19 protein-coding genes, 2 tRNA genes and 1 other RNA gene are annotated in these 17217 nt (G+C 72.5%); 13 read left to right on the top strand and 9 right to left on the bottom strand.

The window, feature by feature from the left end; all coding sequences use genetic code 11:
• Positions 1-101: 101 nt before the first annotated feature.
• Genes ACTFTM_RS31015 through ACTFTM_RS31000 form a run of 4 tightly spaced genes read left to right on the top strand, consistent with a single transcriptional unit; the run spans position 102 to position 3605 of the window.
• Complete coding sequence (locus ACTFTM_RS31015; RefSeq protein WP_449563823.1) at positions 102-623, top strand: hypothetical protein; 522 nt, start codon at positions 102-104, stop codon at positions 621-623.
• Positions 620-1708 (top strand): efflux RND transporter periplasmic adaptor subunit, encoded by a 1089-nt coding sequence (locus tag ACTFTM_RS31010; RefSeq protein WP_449563822.1) that lies wholly within the window; start codon positions 620-622, stop codon positions 1706-1708. The genes ACTFTM_RS31015 and ACTFTM_RS31010 overlap by 4 nt, the downstream gene beginning before the upstream one ends.
• 8 nt (positions 1709-1716) lie before the next feature.
• The gene (locus tag ACTFTM_RS31005) at positions 1717-2400 is read left to right on the top strand and encodes an ABC transporter ATP-binding protein (protein WP_449566781.1); all 684 of its coding nucleotides are present in this window, start codon (positions 1717-1719) and stop codon (positions 2398-2400) included.
• Entirely contained in the window at positions 2400-3605 is a 1206-nt protein-coding gene (locus ACTFTM_RS31000) for an ABC transporter permease (RefSeq protein WP_449563821.1), read from the top strand. The genes ACTFTM_RS31005 and ACTFTM_RS31000 overlap by 1 nt, the downstream gene beginning before the upstream one ends.
• Before the next feature lie 274 nt (positions 3606-3879).
• Here the strand turns inward: ACTFTM_RS31000 and deoD are convergent, their stop codons facing one another.
• Positions 3880-4587, bottom strand: coding sequence for a purine-nucleoside phosphorylase (gene deoD, locus ACTFTM_RS30995; protein ID WP_334627940.1), 708 nt, complete (start codon positions 4585-4587; stop codon positions 3880-3882).
• A gap of 75 nt (positions 4588-4662) precedes the next feature.
• On the opposite strand from deoD, the gene ACTFTM_RS30990 reads away from it, so the two are divergent.
• Positions 4663-4749, top strand: a tRNA-Ser gene (locus tag ACTFTM_RS30990).
• A 58-nt stretch (positions 4750-4807) separates the two neighbouring features.
• Here the strand turns inward: ACTFTM_RS30990 and ACTFTM_RS30985 are convergent.
• Positions 4808-5557 (bottom strand): SDR family oxidoreductase, encoded by a 750-nt coding sequence (locus ACTFTM_RS30985; RefSeq protein WP_449563820.1) that lies wholly within the window; start codon positions 5555-5557, stop codon positions 4808-4810.
• Positions 5558-5690: 133 nt separating this feature from the next.
• Between ACTFTM_RS30985 and ACTFTM_RS30980 the strand changes: the two genes are divergently transcribed.
• Positions 5691-6314, top strand: a complete 624-nt coding sequence (locus ACTFTM_RS30980) for a TetR/AcrR family transcriptional regulator (RefSeq protein WP_449563819.1) — start codon at positions 5691-5693, stop codon at positions 6312-6314.
• A gap of 24 nt (positions 6315-6338) precedes the next feature.
• On the opposite strand, the gene ACTFTM_RS30975 is transcribed toward ACTFTM_RS30980, so the two are convergent.
• From ACTFTM_RS30975 to ACTFTM_RS30960, 4 genes are all read right to left on the bottom strand, one after another.
• Positions 6339-6833 carry a hypothetical protein gene (locus tag ACTFTM_RS30975; RefSeq protein WP_449566780.1) on the bottom strand — a complete coding sequence of 165 codons (495 nt, stop codon included), beginning with the start codon at positions 6831-6833 and terminating at the stop codon, positions 6339-6341.
• A gap of 92 nt (positions 6834-6925) precedes the next feature.
• The gene (locus tag ACTFTM_RS30970) at positions 6926-7480 is read right to left on the bottom strand and encodes a hypothetical protein (RefSeq protein ID WP_449566779.1); all 555 of its coding nucleotides are present in this window, start codon (positions 7478-7480) and stop codon (positions 6926-6928) included.
• Between the two features lie 248 nt (positions 7481-7728).
• Positions 7729-7920, bottom strand: a complete 192-nt coding sequence (locus tag ACTFTM_RS30965) for a DUF397 domain-containing protein (RefSeq protein WP_449563818.1) — start codon at positions 7918-7920, stop codon at positions 7729-7731.
• Complete coding sequence (locus tag ACTFTM_RS30960) at positions 7911-8678, bottom strand: helix-turn-helix domain-containing protein (RefSeq protein WP_449563817.1); 768 nt, start codon at positions 8676-8678, stop codon at positions 7911-7913. The genes ACTFTM_RS30965 and ACTFTM_RS30960 overlap by 10 nt, the downstream gene beginning before the upstream one ends.
• A gap of 198 nt (positions 8679-8876) precedes the next feature.
• Between ACTFTM_RS30960 and ACTFTM_RS30955 the strand changes: the two genes are divergently transcribed.
• Positions 8877-9119 carry a flavin reductase gene (locus ACTFTM_RS30955; protein ID WP_449563816.1) on the top strand — a complete coding sequence of 81 codons (243 nt, stop codon included), beginning with the start codon at positions 8877-8879 and terminating at the stop codon, positions 9117-9119.
• Positions 9120-9303: 184 nt separating this feature from the next.
• On the opposite strand, the gene ACTFTM_RS30950 is transcribed toward ACTFTM_RS30955, so the two are convergent.
• Both ACTFTM_RS30950 and ACTFTM_RS30945 read right to left on the bottom strand, forming a co-directional pair.
• A complete protein-coding gene (locus ACTFTM_RS30950) occupies positions 9304-10140 on the bottom strand; it encodes a class I SAM-dependent methyltransferase (RefSeq protein ID WP_449563815.1) in 837 nt (278 codons plus the stop codon).
• Positions 10141-10216: 76 nt separating this feature from the next.
• Positions 10217-10301 (bottom strand) — tRNA-Ser (locus tag ACTFTM_RS30945).
• Positions 10302-10383: 82 nt separating this feature from the next.
• Here ACTFTM_RS30945 and ffs point away from each other — a divergent pair.
• Together ffs and ACTFTM_RS30935 are read left to right on the top strand one after the other, a co-directional pair.
• Positions 10384-10473: signal recognition particle sRNA small type (gene ffs, locus ACTFTM_RS30940), an RNA gene on the top strand.
• A 180-nt stretch (positions 10474-10653) separates the two neighbouring features.
• The gene (locus ACTFTM_RS30935; RefSeq protein ID WP_449563814.1) at positions 10654-13596 is read left to right on the top strand and encodes a DNA polymerase III subunit gamma and tau; all 2943 of its coding nucleotides are present in this window, start codon (positions 10654-10656) and stop codon (positions 13594-13596) included.
• Here ACTFTM_RS30935 and ACTFTM_RS30930 read toward each other — a convergent pair.
• Positions 13493-14233 (bottom strand): DUF998 domain-containing protein, encoded by a 741-nt coding sequence (locus ACTFTM_RS30930; RefSeq protein WP_449563813.1) that lies wholly within the window; start codon positions 14231-14233, stop codon positions 13493-13495. The genes ACTFTM_RS30935 and ACTFTM_RS30930 overlap by 104 nt on opposite strands.
• A gap of 122 nt (positions 14234-14355) precedes the next feature.
• On the opposite strand from ACTFTM_RS30930, the gene ACTFTM_RS30925 reads away from it, so the two are divergent.
• The 4 genes from ACTFTM_RS30925 (at position 14356) to ACTFTM_RS30910 (ending at position 17158) form a co-directional block, all read left to right on the top strand.
• Entirely contained in the window at positions 14356-15561 is a 1206-nt protein-coding gene (locus ACTFTM_RS30925) for a hypothetical protein (protein WP_449563812.1), read from the top strand.
• 156 nt (positions 15562-15717) lie between these two features.
• On the top strand, positions 15718-16026 hold the full coding sequence (locus ACTFTM_RS30920) for a YbaB/EbfC family nucleoid-associated protein (protein ID WP_238433593.1): 309 nt from the start codon (positions 15718-15720) through the stop codon (positions 16024-16026).
• An 8-nt stretch (positions 16027-16034) separates the two neighbouring features.
• Positions 16035-16628, top strand: coding sequence for a recombination mediator RecR (gene recR / locus ACTFTM_RS30915; protein WP_355052561.1), 594 nt, complete (start codon positions 16035-16037; stop codon positions 16626-16628).
• Positions 16629-16714: 86 nt separating this feature from the next.
• Positions 16715-17158 (top strand): hypothetical protein, encoded by a 444-nt coding sequence (locus ACTFTM_RS30910; protein ID WP_449563811.1) that lies wholly within the window; start codon positions 16715-16717, stop codon positions 17156-17158.
• Positions 17159-17217 lie beyond the last annotated feature (59 nt).

Raw genomic sequence — 17217 nt, 5'->3', positions numbered from 1 at the left:
GGCGTAACCGTGCACGGTTACGCCCCGGATACGTCCTCTGCCGTGAACTGGGCGTCAACGTCCGGCGATCCGCGCCGGAGGAGGAAACGGAGGCGGACGCCATGCGACGACAGATGTTCGCGATCCCCGTCCTGCTCGCCCTGGCCCTGGCCGGGTGTGGCCCGGCGGACGACGGCGGCGGGGTCGCGACCGCCGGTGGCGCGAAGGGCGGCACGACGGCCAGCGCCACATCAGCCGGCGACTCGGACCGTCAGCTCGCGTTCGCCCGCTGTATGCGCGAGAACGGGGTGGACATGCCCGACCCGGAGGCGGGCGGGCGGCCGGCATTCCGGTTCGGCGAGGGCACCGACCCGCAGAAGGTGCAGACCGCCCTGGAGAAGTGCCGCGACAACCTGCCCAACGGCGGGCAGGGCCCCCAGCTCAACCCGGAGCAGGCCGAGCAGATGCGCGCCATGGCGAAGTGCATGCGGGAGAACGGCGTGCCGAACTTCCCGGACCCGGACGCCGACGGGCGGATCCAGATCACCAAGGGCGACAGCGGGCTCGACATCGGTGACCCGGCGCTGCGTGCCGCCATGGAGAAGTGCCGGCAGTACGCGCCGCAGTTCGGCGGTGGCCGGTGACCGGCGCCACCCGACGCGCACGGCTGCGGGCTGCCCTCGTCGGCGGGGTCGTGCTGCTGGTCGCGGCCGTGGGCGTGATCGCCGCGGTCGGCTTCGACGGCGGGACCGGCGGAGACGCCGCCCGGGCCGGCTCCCCGGCGGCCACCGCCGCCATCACCCGGCGGACCCTCGCCGACTCCCAGACCGCCGACGGCGAGTTGGGGTACGGCTCGACGCGTACCGCCACGGCGAGGCTGAGCGGCACGGTCACCGGACTGCCGGCGACGGGGTCGACGGTACGGCGGGGCAAGGCGCTCTACCTGGTCGACAACGCGGAGGTGGTGCTCCTCTACGGCGGACTGCCCGCCTACCGGACGCTCGCCCCCGGGGTGGAGGGCGCCGACGTCGCGCAGCTCGAGCGGAACCTCGCGGCGCTCGGCTACGACGGCTTCACCGTCGACGACGAGTACACCGGGGCGACGGCCGACGCGGTCCGCGAGTGGCAGGACGACCTCGGCCTGGCGGAGACGGGTCGGGTCGAGCCCGGACGCGTCGTCTACGCCGACGGTGAGGTGCGGGTGGAGAGCCACCAGGTCGACGTCGGCGCGGTCACCCAGCCCGGCCAGGCGGTGCTCACCTACACCGGCACCAGCCGGGTGGTCACCGTCGAGTTGGACGTGGACGACCAGCGGCTGGCCGAGCGCGGCGCGAAGGTCGCCGTGAAGCTGCCGGACGGCCGGGCGGTGAACGGCACGATCAGCACGGTCGAGACGGTGATCCAGACCGGTTCCGCCGGCGCGAACGGCCAGTCGGCGGAGGCGGAGACGAAGATCGAGGTGACCGTCGCGGTGGCCGACCCGAAAGCCCTCGCCGGCTTCGACCAGGCCAGCGTCGACGTCACCTTCACCGCCTCGGAACGCGCGGACGTGCTCACGGTGCCGGTGGCGGCGCTGCTGGCCCTCGCCGAGGGCGGCTACGGCGTCGAGGTCGTCGACGGCGGCGGCAGCCGGATCGTGGCGGTGACCACGGGCCTGTTCGCCGACGGGCGGGTGGAGATCACCGGCGAGGGGATCGCCGAGGGAACGACGGTGGTGGTTCCGGCGTGACCGGCGACGTGATCGTGCTGGACCGGGTCAGCAAGCGGTACCCCGGCGGGGTCGTCGCGTTGGACGACGTGTCGTTGCGGATCGGCTACGGCGAGCTGGTGGCCATCGTCGGCCCGTCCGGGTCGGGCAAGTCGACGATGCTGCACCTCATCGGCACCATCGACCGGCCTTCGTCGGGCAGCGTCCTCATCGACGGGTACGACGCGGCGAAGCTCACCGACCGGGAGCTGTCCGCGCTGCGGGCCACCCGCATCGGCTTCGTCTTCCAGCAGTTCCACCTGGCCCCCGGCGTCCCGGTGGTCGACAACGTGGCCGACGGGTTGCTGTACTCCGGCGTACCCCTGCGGAGGCGGCGCGACCGCGCGGAGGCCGCGCTGGTCCGGGTCGGCCTGGGCCACCGGCTCGGGCACCGGCCGCACGAACTCTCCGGCGGGGAGCGGCAGCGGGTGGCCGTGGCGCGGGCGGTGGTGGGCGAGCCCGCCGTGCTGCTCGCCGACGAGCCGACCGGCAACCTCGACTCGACCTCCGGCGCGGGCGTGCTGGAACTGCTGCACGAGCTGCATCGGGCCGGAACCACCGTCGTGGTGATCACCCACGACCGGGAGATCGCCGACAGCCTGCCTCGGCAGGTACGGATGCGGGACGGCGCGGTACGGCACGACTCGCTCCTCGCCACGGGTGGAGTCGGCTGATGGCGGTGCTCACTCCGGCCCGGATGGGCCCGGGGGACGTCCTGCGCGTCGGTGGGGTGGGCCTGCGGACCCGACCACTGCGGGCGTTCCTCTCGGCGCTGGGCATCGCGATCGGCATCGCCGCGATGATCGCGGTCGTCGGCATCTCGTCGTCGTCCCGGGCCGAGCTGGACCGGGCGCTCGACGCGCTCGGCACCAACCTGCTCACCGTGGAACCGGGCAACACCCTGTTCGGCGCGGACGCCCAGCTCCCCGAGGAGTCGGTGGCCATGATCGGCCGGATCGGTCCGGTGACCGAGGTGTCCGCGACCGGGCAGGTCTCCGACGCCAAGGTCTACCGCTCGGACCGGATTCCGGCGGCCGAGACGGGCGGGATCGCCGCCCGGGCGGCCCGGCTGGACCTGCTCGGCACCGTCGGCGCCCAGGTGGCCAGCGGAACGTGGCTCAACGAGGCCACCGCCCGCTACGCGGCGGTGGTCCTCGGCGCGACCGCCGCCGACCGGCTGGGGGTCGACAGGGCGAATCCGCAGGTGCAGGTGCAGGTGTGGTTGGGCGGGCGGTGGTTCACCGTGGTCGGCGTCCTCGCTCCCGCGCCGCTCGCCCCGGAGCTGGACACCTCGGCACTGGTCGGCTGGTCGGCGGCGACCGACTACCTGGGCTTCGACGGGCACCCGACCACCGTCTACACCCGGGCCGAGGAGTCACAGGTCGAGGCCGTCCGGTCGGTGCTCGGCGCGACGGCCAACCCGGAGGCGCCCAACGAGGTGGAGGTGTCCCGACCTTCCGACGCGCTGGCCGCCGCCGAGGCGACCGACGCCGCGTTCACCGGGCTGCTCCTCGGCCTGGGTGCGGTCGCCCTGCTCGTCGGTGGTGTCGGCGTCGCCAACACGATGGTCATCTCGGTGCTGGAACGGCGGGCCGAGATCGGCCTGCGCCGGTCGCTGGGGGCCACCCGAGGTCAGGTGCGCACCCAGTTCCTCGCCGAATCGCTGCTGCTCTCCGCTCTCGGCGGGATCGGCGGGGTGCTGTTGGGCATCCTGGTCACCGCCGGATACGCGTTGTCCCAGGGCTGGCCGACCGTGGTGCCCGCGTGGGCGATGCTCGGCGGAGTGGGCGCGACCCTGGTCATCGGCGGCTTCGCCGGCCTCTACCCGGCGGTCCGCGCCGCCCGGCTCTCCCCGACGGAGGCGCTGACCGCCGTCTGACCGGGATGGCACGGTTCGGGCCGGCGCGGGTCGGCGTGGTGCGGCCCGGCGTGGTGCGGCCGGCGTGGCGCGGTGCGGTGTGGCGCGGTGCGGTGTGGCGCGGTGTGGCGCGCACGGCGTGGGGTGGCCCGGCGTGCGCGGCGTGGCCCTGTGCGGCGTGGCGTGGACCGGCGCGGCGTGGCCTGGCCTGGCGTGAGCGAAAGAGCGTGATGACTGTGAGGCATCAAGATGCCTGTGAGTCATCACGCTCTTCGCGGTGCGCCGCCCCGGAAGGTCAGGCGATGATCGTGTCGAGCGCGATCTCCACCATCTGGCTGAAGGTCTGCTCCCGCTCCTCCGACGTGGTCTTCTCGCCGGTCTTGATGTGGTCGCTGACGGTCAGCACGGTCAGCGCCCGAGCCTTGAACCGGGCCGCGATCGTGTAGAGCGCCGCCGACTCCATCTCCACCGCGAGCACGCCGTAGTCGGCGAGCGTGTCGTAGAGGTCGGGCCGGTCGGTGTAGAAGGCGTCCGCCGCCAGGATCGGTCCGACGTGCATCGCGATGCCGCGTCGCTCGGCCACCTCGACCGAGGTACGCAGCAGGCCGAAGTCGGCCACCGGGGCGTAGTCGATCAGACCGTCGAAGCGCATCCGGTTCATGTTCGAGTCGGTGGACGACCCGATCGCCGCGACCACGTCACGCAGTTGCAGGTCGGTGCTGAGAGCGCCGCAGGAGCCGACGCGGATGAGCGTCTTCACGCCGTACTCGTTGATCAGCTCGTGGGCGTAGATGGAGGCGGACGGCATGCCCATGCCGGAGCCCTGGACGGAAACGTCGACGCCGTTCCAGCGGCCGGTGAAGCCCAGCATTCCCCGGACCGTCGAGTAGCAGGTGGCGCCCTCGAGGTAGGTCTCCGCGATCCACTTGGCCCGCAGGGGGTCACCCGGCATCAGGACCCGCTCGGCGATCTCGCCCGGCTTAGCGCCGATGTGCGTACTCATGGCAAAGATCCTGCCAGGCCGGCTCGGGCGATACCGGTTCGGCGTCCGAACCGGTGGTCCTGTACCCTCGTCGGCGGTGGCGTGTCCGAGTGGCCTAAGGAGCACGCCTCGAAAGCGTGTGAGGGTTTACGCCCTCCGCGGGTTCAAATCCCGCCGCCACCGCTCGTGAAATGCGAAAACGCCCGGTCGATCCGCGAGGATCGCACCGGGCGTTTCCGCGTCAGAGCTGCGTTTCGCCGCCGTCGACGAACAGCTCGCTGCCGGTCATGAAGCTGCTCTGGTCGGACGCGAGGAAGAGCACCGCGTTCGCGATCTCGTCCGGGTGGGCCAGCCGGCCCATCGGTACGGTCGAGGCGATGCTCTTGAGCAGGGCGGGTGACTCCGCGGCGCTCGGGGCCAGGCCGGCGAGCCCGGGGGTCTCGGTGGAGCCGGGCACCAGGGTGTTGACCCGGATCTTGCGGTCCATCAGCTCGGCGGCCCAGCTGCGGCCGAACGAGCGGATGGCGGCCTTGGAGGCGGCGTAGACGGAAAACGCCGGGATGCCGCTGACGGCCGACGTCGAGCCGGTCAGCACGACCGAGGCACCCTCGTTGAGCAGGGGCAGCGCCTTCTGCACGGTGAAGATGGTGCCGTAGACGTTGGTGTCGAAGGTGTTGGCGACGTGCTCGGCGTCGATCGCGTCGAGCGTTCGAAATTCGCCGCCGCCGGCGTTGGCGAACAGGACGTCCAGCCCTGCGCCCCGCTCCTCGATCGCCCGCATCACCCGGTCGAGGTCGTCGAGCTTTCCGGAATCGCTGACGATGCCTGTCGCGTGAACGCCGATGCTGGCCACCGCCTCGTCCAGCGGGCCCTTGCGGCGACCCGTGACGAAGACGTACGCGCCTTCGGCGGCGAAGCGACGGGCGGTGGCCAGGCCGATGCCGGTGGTGCCGCCGGTGACGAGAGCGGTCTTGCCGTCGAGCTGTCCCACGATGATCTCCTCCATTATTGTGTACCGAGCGGTACGGATACGACCGTAACAACCCCTGACCTGGGCCGCAAATTTCTGTACCGATCGGTTTTCGTCGCGGGTAGGATGGAGGCCGGAGGTGGGGATCGTGCCGGTGCGAGGGCGTCCACGCGGTTTCGACGTCGACGAGGCGCTGGAACGCGCGCTCGAGGTGTTCTGGCGACAGGGATACGAGGGCGCCTCGATGAGCGACCTCACCGCCGCCATGGGCATCAACAAGCCCAGCCTCTATGCCGCCTTCGGCAGCAAGGAGGAGCTGTTCCACAAGGCCGTGGCCCGCTATGCCGAACAGGACATGGGGTACGCGCGGCACGCAATCGCCCAGACCACCGCGTACGAGGTGGTCGCCACCCTGTTGCGGGAGAACGTGCTCGCCGTCACCCGGCCCGACCGTCCGGCCGGTTGTCTGTCGATCCAGGGCGGTACCGCCTGCTCCAGCGCGAACGCCCCGGTCGCCGAGTTCCTCGCCGCCAGCCGCCTGGCCGGTGAGCGGGCACTCGCCGACCGGTTCGCCCGTGCCGTCTCCGAGGGAGACCTGCCGGCCGGCGCCGACCCGGCCGCGCTCGCCCGCTTCGTCATGAGTGTCACCGAGGGGCAGGCGATCCACGCCGCCGCCGGAGTTCCTCGCGAGGAGCTGCGGCAGACGGCCGAGATCGCGCTTGGCGGGTTCGCCGCCGTCTCGGGTGCGCGCCCGCCGGCCCACGTCGACTCCGCCTGACGACCACTGTCGACGCGGGCAGGGTCAGCAGGGGCCGGCGCCCTCGTCGAAGAGGCGGCGCGCCCAGTCGGCGTACCCGGCGATGGTTTTTCGGACCGCGCGCCCGTCGTGCAGGAACAGGTACGCGCGGTCGCCGCTGCGGGCGAGCAGCCCGTCGAGCCGGTGTGTCCCCTGTGGAGCGGGCAGCCGCGTGACCGACGGGTAGCGGTCCCAGACCTCCTCGACGGGTGAGCCGGCCGTTATGCCCTCCGGTGTCCGCATGGGGTCGCCGACCCACAGCAGCACCAGTTTGTCCTCGACGAAGACGGGGCTGACGGTGTCGTGACCGGCGAGGACCGGCCCGCAGACGTCCTGGTCGGTACGTAGGATGCCCCGGCGGGTCAGCTCGGCCTCGGTGTCACCGAACTCGACGTTGCGTAGGCCGTTCAGGTCGATGGTCTCGACGTTGCCGGCGGGCCTGTTCGCCGGCATCGGACCGGCAGGCGGCGTACCGCTCCCCGCGATCGAGGCAGCAGCCAGCAGCATGGCAATAAAAGCAAATTGTCGCAATTTCATGGAATCCCCCAGTCCCCAACGGACCGGGGCCGTTCAGGTTGCTGCCCGTCGGCGGATTACTGGTTTTCCCACTGTTCGATCAGTTCGTCCCAGTAGTCGGCGCTGAGCCGACGCCGCCCGTGCGCCAACCAGCCGGCCGTGTTGCGTTCGAGATGCAACCCCAGCTCGGCGAACGGATCGATCCACGCCCCACGCTCCACGCCGAGCCGGCTGAGCGCCGCGTTGATCGGCCACTCCTCGCGCGGCGCTTCCAGGACGTCGTCGAAGCGCGGACCCCAGGACAGCGCCCCACCGAGCCACACCGCCGCCGACTGGTGTCCGATGCCACCGCCGAACTCCGCCTCCAGGTACGCCACCGGGCCCGACCGTGACCACCCGGCCAGCAGCTCGGCCAGCGGCGGCGACAACACGAGGTCGAACGGCCGCTCGGCGCTGCGGTCGTCCGCCGCGTAGTCCGGTAGCGAGCCGGTCAGCTCGGTCACCAACTGCGGGGTGACCGGCAACAGCGCGAAGTCCTGACGCAGCTCACCGAGGACGGCGTGGTCCAGCTCGGCGGTGTGCTCGCGGAGCAGGTCCGCGTCCGCGACCACCGCGCTGAGCTGGTACGCCATCGATCCCCCGCCGTCCACAGCCTGTGGATAGAACATGTGTACGACGGTTCCGCCGCCGCTCGTGCCTCGCACGGTACGCGGCGCCCCGAGACCCAGCGCCCCGGGCGCTGCGGGCCTGCCTTCCGCCGGCCCTGCGGTCCCGTGGCCCGGCGTTCCGGCGGTCTGGCCGCAGATCTTGGACACTTTCCGTTCTGAGCTGACGGAAACTGTCCAAGATCTCGTCGTGCCGCCGTCGGGCGGTCGGCTGCTCAGGCTCGGTTGGCGAGCTGGGCGACGAACGCGCGCCAGGCCGCCGGCGCGAAGGCGAGCGCCGGACCGGTCGGGTCCTTGGAGTCCCGTACGCCGACCACGCCGGGCAGGTTGTCGGCGACCTCGACACATGCGCCACCATTGCCGCTGCTGCGGGTGCTCTTGCGCCACCGCGCGCCGTTCAACTCCATGATTCCGCCACTTCCGTCATCAGCTCGACCGACTGTGAGTGCGACAGCGCCTCGCCGCGCACGTTCTCCCATGCCGCCATCATGGCCGCGATGTCCTCGGGGTCGCTAGCCACTTGTCCCTGAAGCTGGTTGTCCAGGTAGCCGGCGACCCGGTGGTCGTGGCTGTGCGCGATCACGAACGGCCCGTTCAGTCCGGCGTACGCGCCGACCGTGCCCGGTACGACATGCACCCGGATGTGCGGCTCGGCGCAGGCCGCGACGAGGGCCAGCATCTGCTCGCGCATGGTCGCCCGGCCACCCACCGGCCGGCGCAGGATGGCCTCGTCGACGACCGCCGTGAACTGCGGCGGGTCGTCCCGCTTGAGCACGCCCTGTCGGTTGAGTCGGACGCTGAGGTGCCGCTCGATCTCGCTCCCGGGGATCAGGCCCGCGCCGCCGAGGACCGCGCGGGCATACGCCTCGGTCTGCAGCAGCCCGGGCAGAACCGTCGACTCGTACCAGCGCAGCGACACCGCCTCGCGCTCGATTTCCTGCCAGGGACGAAACCAAATGGGGTCACGACGTCTCGCAGTGTCCGGCCAGATGTCCGACACGTCCTTGTGGAGGGCTTCCGCTGCCGCCACGCGGTGCCGAGGATGCGGGATGCGCCCCTCGGTCAGCCAGCGCGCGACGGTCTTCGGGTCGACGCCGACGGTCTCGGCGAGGGATTCGGTGGTGTGCCCGGTGTCGTTGAGCGCCACCCGCAACGCGTCGTTCACGGCCCCTCCATCGGATGTCTCGAATATCTGAAAACCATATAGCTACGCCCTGTAGGTGCCCGGTGACGTGCCGCACTGTGGTCCACAGAAGACGGCGTGGCCGGTGGAGGCGCAGCAGCCCGGCGGTCGGCGTCAGTCCGGGGTCGCCCCGACGCGGAGGCGGGGTGACCCCCTTCCACCAAGGAAGGAGGCCCACTCGTGCCCCGTCGTCGCCACCGGAACCACCTGCCCACCCGACCCACCTGGCGATGTCAGGCCTGCGGCATCGCCTGGCCCTGCTCGGCGGCGAAGCTCCGGCTGCTCGGCGAGTACCGGGGCGATCGGGTGGCGCTGACCGTCTATCTGGCGACGCTCCTGACCGAGGCCAGCGAGCACCTCCGAGACGTGGACCCGGCCCGGCTCACCGACCGCTTCCTCTCCTGGGCCCGAGCCCGAGGGTGAGAGCCCGGCACGGTACGCACCGCTGCGGACCCCTACGGCCTGCCGTCCCCTACCGCGCTACGGCCCTGCGGTCCGTCGACCCGCCGGTGGGCCTAGATCTTGGACAGTTACCGTCCAGAGCTAACGGAAACTGTCCAAGATCTCGTGGTCTCAGCCCGCGGGCCGGCGAACCACGCTTCGCGCGTCAGGGGCGCCAGATGACGAGGCCCACGTCCCGCCGCCGTTCGGCGAACAGGCCGTCCCGGGCCGCCGATGTCAGCAGCTCGCGCAGGTCCGCCTCGAACGCGGGCAGCCGATCGCCGAACAGGTGCGGCGCCGAACTGGACAGCGAGAACACCGCCGACGTCACCTCGTCCACCGACCGTTCCACGATCATGCCCTGCTCGACGGTCAGTCGGGTGGGACCGGAGAAGCCCGCGGCCAGCATGATTTCCCCCTCGCCGCTGGGGGTGCCGGCGGGCAGCGAGCCCTGACCGGCCCGGCGGACCGGCCCCAGGTAGCGCGCGACCAACTCGTCGATCCGCGGCCAGGGCGGGCGGGGATACGGCAGCGGTTCGTCATCGGCCACGCCCTGGTGGGTGGTGGCGCTGACGTGGACCCAAGCGCCGTCGGGCGTGAGCATGTCGCGGACCCGGCGGGCCACCAGCGGTCGATCCATCCAGTGGTACGACTGGGCGAAGGTGACCACCCGGAACGTACCCAGGTCGGCCGGCAGTTCCTCGGCCCGCAGGTGCCGCCACTCGACGTTGGTGACCCCGGCCGCGCTGGCCCGACGCCGTGCCTCGACGAGCATGTCCCGGTCGGCGTCCACCCCGACCGCCGCCTCGAACAGGGGCGCGAGCAGCAGCGTCAACGAACCGGGACCACAGCCCACGTCCAGGAGCCGGCCGGTGCCGTCCAGGCCGAGTGCGGTGCCGACAGCCTCGGCGATGTCGGGTGGGTACGGCCACCGGCCGATGCTGTAGTGACGGGCGCTGCCCGCGTACAACGTCTCGTCCCACTGCCACGTCGAGTCAGCCACGGCATCGATGAGACCACAACGACAACGCCCGGCCGACCTGTTATCGGTCTGCCGGGCGTCGATCATGCTCCGCGAGCGGAGGATACGAGATTCGAACTCGTGAGGGTGTAAACCCAACACGCTTTCCAAGCGTGCGCCCTAGGCCTCTAGGCGAATCCTCCGCGAGCCAGGATACAGGCCGCCGCGAAGGGTGACACCCCACCACCCCCTGAAGATCGACGAGCCGTCGGGTAGGGTTGGCGTCACCTCCCGTGCGGCGGTATCTCGTGAACCTCCCCAGGGCCGGAAGGCAGCAAGGATAAGCGAGCTCTGCCGGGTGCACGGGAGGCCTTTTCGTTCCCGGGGCCTTGATCCACTCGACGTGCATGATGTCGGGCTGTCAGAGGCGCGCGGACACCCCGGTTTCCAAGAAGCCGAGTCGATCAGGCGCGACGGTCCAGGCGACCCGGCGGGGTGGGTGGTCACCCGCGCCCGACCGGCGCAGAATGGCTCGGTCGAGAGGAGGCGGGACGAGTGACGCTGGCGCTGTACCGCAAGTACCGGCCACGTACCTTCGCCGAGGTCATCGGGCAGGAGCACGTCACCGAGCCGTTGTCGCAGGCGCTGCGGAGCGGCCGGCTCAACCACGCCTACCTCTTCTCCGGCCCGCGCGGCTGCGGCAAGACCACCAGCGCCCGGATCATGGCCCGCTCGATCAACTGTGAGCAGGGCCCCACTCCGGAGCCGTGCGGCAAGTGTGAGTCGTGCCGCTCCCTCGCCACCGACGGCGCGGGCTCGATCGACGTGATCGAGATCGACGCGGCCAGCCACGGTGGTGTCGACGACGCCCGGGAGCTGCGGGAGCGCGCCTTCTTCGCGCCGGCGAACAGCCGCTTCAAGATCTACGTGATCGACGAGGCGCACATGGTCTCGACCCAGGGCTTCAACGCCCTGCTCAAGCTGGTCGAGGAACCCCCGGAGTACGTCAAGTTCATCTTCGCCACCACCGAGCCGGAGAAGGTCCTCGGCACGATCCGCTCGCGGACCCACCACTATCCGTTCCGGCTGATCCCGCCGAAGGTCCTCCGCCCGTACCTGGAGCAGCTCGCCCAGGCCGAGGGCGTCTCCGTCGAGCCGGCGGTCTTTCCGCTGGTGGTCCGCGCCGGCGGGGGCAGCGCCCGGGACAGCCTCTCCGTACTCGACCAGCTCATCGCCGGCGCCGGTCCGGAGGGTGTCAGCTACGCGCGGGCCGCCGCGCTGCTCGGCGTCACCGACGCGGCGCTGATCGACGAGATGTGCGACGCGCTGGCCGCCGGGGACGGCGCCGCCACGTACGCGATCGTCGACCGCGTGGCCGAGGCCGGCCACGACCCGCGCCGGTTCGCCTCCGACCTGCTGGAACGGCTGCGCGACCTCATCGTGATCCAGCAGGTGCCGGACGCCGCCGCGAAGGGCCTCATCGACGGCCCCGCCGACCAGATCGAGCGGATGGCCGCCCAGGCCGCGCAGCTCGGCCCGAGCACGCTCTCCCGCTGCGCCGACATCGTCCACGACGGCCTGGTGGAGATGCGCGGCACCACCGCGCCCCGGCTGCTGCTGGAGCTGATCTGCGCCCGCATGCTGCTGCCCGGCGTGGACGACTCCACCGGCGGCCTGCTCCAGCGCCTCGAACGGATGGAACGCCGGCTCACCCTCGCCGGCACCGACGCGCCGCCGGCCGCCGCCGGCTTCGCGTCCGCCACGACCCCAGGGGTACGCCCGCAGTCGGCTCCCCCCGTACCGGCTGCCGCAGGCCCCGCACCCGCCGCCGCCCCGACCTCCGCGCCGCCGTGGGACGTCGACCCGACGGCGTCGCCGACTCCGCGAACCGCGGGTGCCTCGGGTTCCACCGCCGACACAACCGCCCCGGCCGCCGCCGGAATTGCTGGCTCGGCGGGTGCCGGTGGCGCTGCTGGCTCGGCCGATGTCACATCGGGCATCCGGGGCGCGCATGCGCCCTCGGGAGCGGACTCACCGATTTCCGTGTCGCCCGGCGCGTCGGCCGCCGCCCCGACGTCCGAAGCCGCGCCCGTCTCGCCCGCCGCGCCGGGCACCGGCTCGCCGACCCCCCGTCGGGCGGTGCCGCCGTCGGCCGTGCTGCCCGACCCGGCGACGCCCGCGCCGCCCCGCCCGGGCACGCCGGCCCCCGCGCTGGACGCGGTCGCGGTGCGCCGGGTCTGGCCCGACGTGGTCGGCAAGGTCAACCGGACCAACAAGCGCATCGCCGCCCTGATGCGCGACGCGGTGGTCCGCGAACTCGACGGCGACATGCTGGTGTTGACCGTGAAGTCCTCCGTGCTGGCCAAGATGATGGCCGACCACGCGGCGGTGCTCACCGACGCGCTCTACGAGGAGCTGGGCGGGCGCTGGCAGATCCGCTGCGAGGTGGCCGGCGAGCGGGGCGGCACGTCGCCGTCCGGCCCGCCACGCTCGCAGCCGGCCGCCCCGGCCCGCACCGCACCGCCCGCCGCGACCGCACCGCAGTCCGCGACCGCCGCCGGCCCGCAGTCCGCGACCGCCGCCGGCCCGTCGGCCCCGACCGCCGCCGGCCCGGGAGGTGTCGCGCCGGGCGTGATCGCTGGCTCGCCGGCCAGCGCGGCCGCCGCTCCGGCAGGTGTCGCGCCGGGCGCGGTGACCGGGGCTGGCCTGGCCGGTGCGCCCTCGGGCGCGCGTAACGCGCAGCCCGCAGCCGGCTCGACGAGCCCGGCTGGTTCAATCGCCGCCGGTCAGAGCGCAGGTGGCCACGGCGGCGGGCAGACCGCCCAGGCCGAGGACGACTGGCCGGAGGCGGCCCGACCCGGTGGCGGTGCTACCGAGGCGACGGATGACGACGACTGGCCGGAGGCCGCCCGCCCCGGCGGTGTCCCGGCCGGACCGGACCCGAGTTCCGCATCCGCCCGCGACGGCGGCGGAACGGGCAGCGCAGGCGGTTCAGTCGCGAACGGCACCTCCACGAACGGGGCCACTCCCAACGGCACCCCCGCGAACGGCGGTGGACCGAGGGGCGGGAGCGGTCCGGCGGGTCCCGGCGCGGCGAACGGTGGTGACCCGGGCGGGCGAGGTAACCCGACCCCGGGCGCCCGGCAGCCGGCGTCAGCCGGTGGCGCACCGGTGAGCAGCGCCATCGCCGCGGCTCGCGCGGCGGCTGCGGGGCGCGGTGCTCGTACCCCATCGGCGAGCCGGCCCACCGCGGACGCGGAATGGGCGGGCGAACCTCCCTACGACCCGGACTACGACGGACCGTTGCGGGGCGGACGGCCCGGCGGCGCGACGCCGGCGGCGGCGAAGCCCACCTACGAGGGGTTCGATCCGGGCGACGAGCCGTTGGACGAGGTCATCGACGAGAAGACGGCCCGGGAGTCGAGCGAGGAGCAGGCGGTACGGCTGCTGCGGGAGACCTTCGGCGCGGAGAAGATCGACGAGGTGGACGCGCGGTAGCGGGCGCTTCGCCCAGCAGGACGCCCAGGCAGCAGGCCCACAGGGGGAAGGGCAGCACGGCGACGCGTTCCAGGCCGCCCATCCCGATGCCGACGTCCCGTTGGGCGGCGAACAGCACGGTCCCGACCAGCGCGGTGAGCCCGGCGGCGAGGGAGATCCGTCGCCACCGGCCGAGCACCGTGGAGTCGGGCGCGAAGCCGGCGAGCAGGAGACCGACGTTGCCCACGCCCATGATCAGAAACGCGCCCAGCACGTGCCGGTTCTCATCGATGTCGGCGGGATAGAGGGCCACCAGGGCGTACCCGCCGGTCGCCAACAGCAGCAGGATCTGCGCCGAACGCACCACGCCGCCCCGACCGAGAAGCCGCCAGGTCAGCAGCAGCCCGGTGGCGAGCAGGACGGCGGTGGCCAGCATCGCGGCGTTCATCAGCGGATGCCAGGGCGAGCAGACGAAACGGGGTCGGGTGGTGTCCCAGATCCCGCAGTGGACGTTGCCGAGGTCGCTGATGTTGTGGGTGGCCCAGCTGTAGGTCGGCTCGCGCCACCGCAGGCCGGTGACCAGGCTGGCCACGAGGAGGACCGGTGCGGCCATCGCCCAACACAGCGCGACGGCGCGTCCACTGCGGGTGAGGTTCATACCCACGAGCAGACCAGTGCGGGGGTGCCCGGCGCACTACCGCCAGACCGCCGGTTCGGGGTAGTGGTAGCCGTACCGGCACGGGGTGGACGGTGTTCCCCTGCGCTGTCAGGATGTGCGCCGTGAAGATCACCGCGACTGCGGAGGAAGCCGGCGACAACGGCCGGTTCGGCCGTGACCAGGTAAAGACTGCCGCACTGGCGGTCGCCGGCCTGGCCATGCTGATCGCGGCGCGGTCGCTGCCCTGGGTGTCGGTGAGTCGCGGCGAGTACGCCGTGGACCGGATGTTCGGCCGCGCTCCCTCGAGCGAGGTGCGGACGTTCATGCTGACCGATCTGCCGGGCTACTGGCAGCCGCTGGTGGTCGGGTGGGCGGCGTTGCTGGTGGTGCTGGTGCTGGCCTGGGTCCGTCCGGTGTGGCGGTTCGGGCTGCGCTTGGCCGCGATCCTGCTCGGTGTGGTGCTGGGCGTCGGCACCCTCCTGCCGGCCACGGCAGCCATCGACGTCAGCGGGTTCCCGTTGAAGGACGGTCCCAGCGCGGATCTCCTCGGCGGTGTGTGGCCGGCCGTGTTCGGGGTGGTGCTCCTCGTACGCGCCGTCCTGGTCCTGCCGGAGCCGACGACTCCCACCGCACCGGAGGCCCCTCCCGTCGTACCCGCCGATGGTCCTGCCGGAACGGACCCGCCGGCCGCGGCGGACTCGACCCCGTTCGTCTGGCAGGGCTCCCGGCGCAACGTCCGGGCGGCGGCCCCCTGGTGGCGGCGACCCGGCCCGGTCGCCGGCGTGGTAGCAGGTCTCGCCTCGGCAGCCGTCCTCGTCACGGTGGTCTGGTATGCGACCCACCCGGCGCACGTCGACCAGGACGGCGGACTCGGCGCGCTGGTGGTGGGGGCTCCGGCCGGCTCGGCGCCTGTCACCCCGGTCGCGGTCGACGATCGGGTCGACCTGGGTCGAATTCTTCCGCTCACCGACGAGCGGACCTTCCTGCTCACCCAGCAGGCCGGCGGCGACATGGTCCACGTGGCCGGATCGGCCTGGAAGCGCTCGGACGACGCCACGGTGTCGATCACTCTGATCCAGTTCGGCTCGGCGGAGTCGGCCGACCAGTTCCAGCGGACCTACGCCGATCTCCAGCGGGCGACGCCGGGCGGGCTGAGCCCACTCGCCGACGTGCCCGGGGCGGCGGTCTTCGTCGCCGCCGGGCGGGCCGGCGCGTGGGGCCTCGCGGGCCGGGACGACGTCGTCGTGGTCGTCAGCGCCGTCGGCGGCTCGTCGGACACCGCGCCCGTCGTCGAGTCACTGGTGCGCGAGCAGTACGACCGGCTCTGAGCGGCGCCGTCCCGGTCCCCGGCGAGAAGTCCGGCGGGCCCGGCGTGGGCGGACGCACCGGACACGGCGGCGTCGGTCCCAGCGGCTAGGCTGGTCGGCGGCCGAGCAGACGAGTGCGAGAAGGAGCCATCCGTGCGCCCAGGTGGACAGCCGAACATGCAGCAGATGCTGAAGCAGGCGCAGAAGATGCAGCAGCAGATCGCCGCCGCTCAGGCCGAGCTGGCCGAGGCCGAGCTGACCGGCACGGCCGGCGGTGGGCTGGTCACCGCGACCGTGTCCGGCGCGGGTGAGCTGAAGGCCATCAAGATCGACCCGAAGGCCGTCGACCCGGACGACGTGGAGACGCTGGAAGACCTGGTGGTGGCGGCCGTGCACAACGCCGCCGAGGCGGCGCGTGAGTTGACCGAGCGCAAGATGGGCCCGGTCGCCGGCGGCATGGGCGGCCTCGGCCTGCCCGGTTTCTGAGCCGGCAGATGTACGAAGGCGCCATCCAGGATCTGATCGACGAGCTGGGGCGACTGCCGGGCGTGGGCCCGAAGAGCGCCCAGCGGATCGCGTTCCATGTCCTCTCGGCCGATCCGGCCGACGTCAACCGGCTGGCCGGCGCGCTGCGCAAGGTCAAGGAGCTGGTGCGCTTCTGCACGACCTGTTACAACGTGGCCGAGTCCGAGCAGTGCCGCATCTGCCGCGACCCGCGCCGCACCGACGAGGTGCTGTGCGTGGTGGAGGAGCCGAAGGACGTCGTGGCCATCGAGCGGACCGGTGAGTTCCGGGGCCGCTACCACGTGCTGGGCGGAGCGATCAATCCTCTCGAAGGGATCGGCCCGGACAATCTGCGCATCCGCGAGCTGTTGACCCGGTTGAGCGGCGGAGCGGTGCGGGAGCTGATCCTCGCCACCGACCCCAACACCGAGGGCGAGGCGACCGCCACCTACCTGGCGCTGATGGTGAAGCCGATGGGGATCGCGGTGACCCGGCTGGCCAGCGGCCTGCCGGTCGGCGGCGACCTCGAGTACGCCGACGAGATCACCCTGGGTCGTGCCTTCGAGGGCCGCCGGGCGGTCTGACCCCCACAGATCGTCACCGGTGGGCTACAACTGAGTGGGTCCGCGCGACGAGCGCGGGCCCACTGGCGTACCTGGGGAGGTGGCGTGTGGCGACGCGGCGTTCGGACGGGCGGTCCTGGACCCCGGCGGTCCTGGTGGCCGTTCTGGCGCTGACCTTCGGTGGCGTCCTCGTGGCGATCGAGGTGGCAAGTCGGCGAGCGGCCGCGGACACCAGCGCCCAGGAGGCCGAGGCCGAAGTGACGGTGACGCGGAACGCCCGGGCGTACGGTGCGGCGGTGGTCGCCACCGGTGATCGGGCGCCGACCGACGAACGGTTGGCGGCGGTCGCGGAGGGCGCCCAGGTGGAGGTGCGGGAGGTCCGTCGGGCACCTGACCTGGTGGTGACGGTGTACGGGTCCGCCCCTTACGGCGTGGTGTTCGGGGCGAGTCACGTGAACGCCTGCCACCGCGTGACGTTCCACGACCTGGGCACGGCCCGGGCAGGTTCGGATGTCGAGCGGCTGGAGGCCTGCCCACCGCCCGCGCCCTGATCGACTGCACCGGATGCTGTTCGTGGCCTGCGACATCCGGTGGCCGGGAGTGGTCTCGT

This window comes from Micromonospora sp. RB23 (assembly GCF_053585025.1).
Note: the sequence above shows the minus strand (reverse complement) of the source record. Positions and strands in the feature narration are given on the sequence as shown.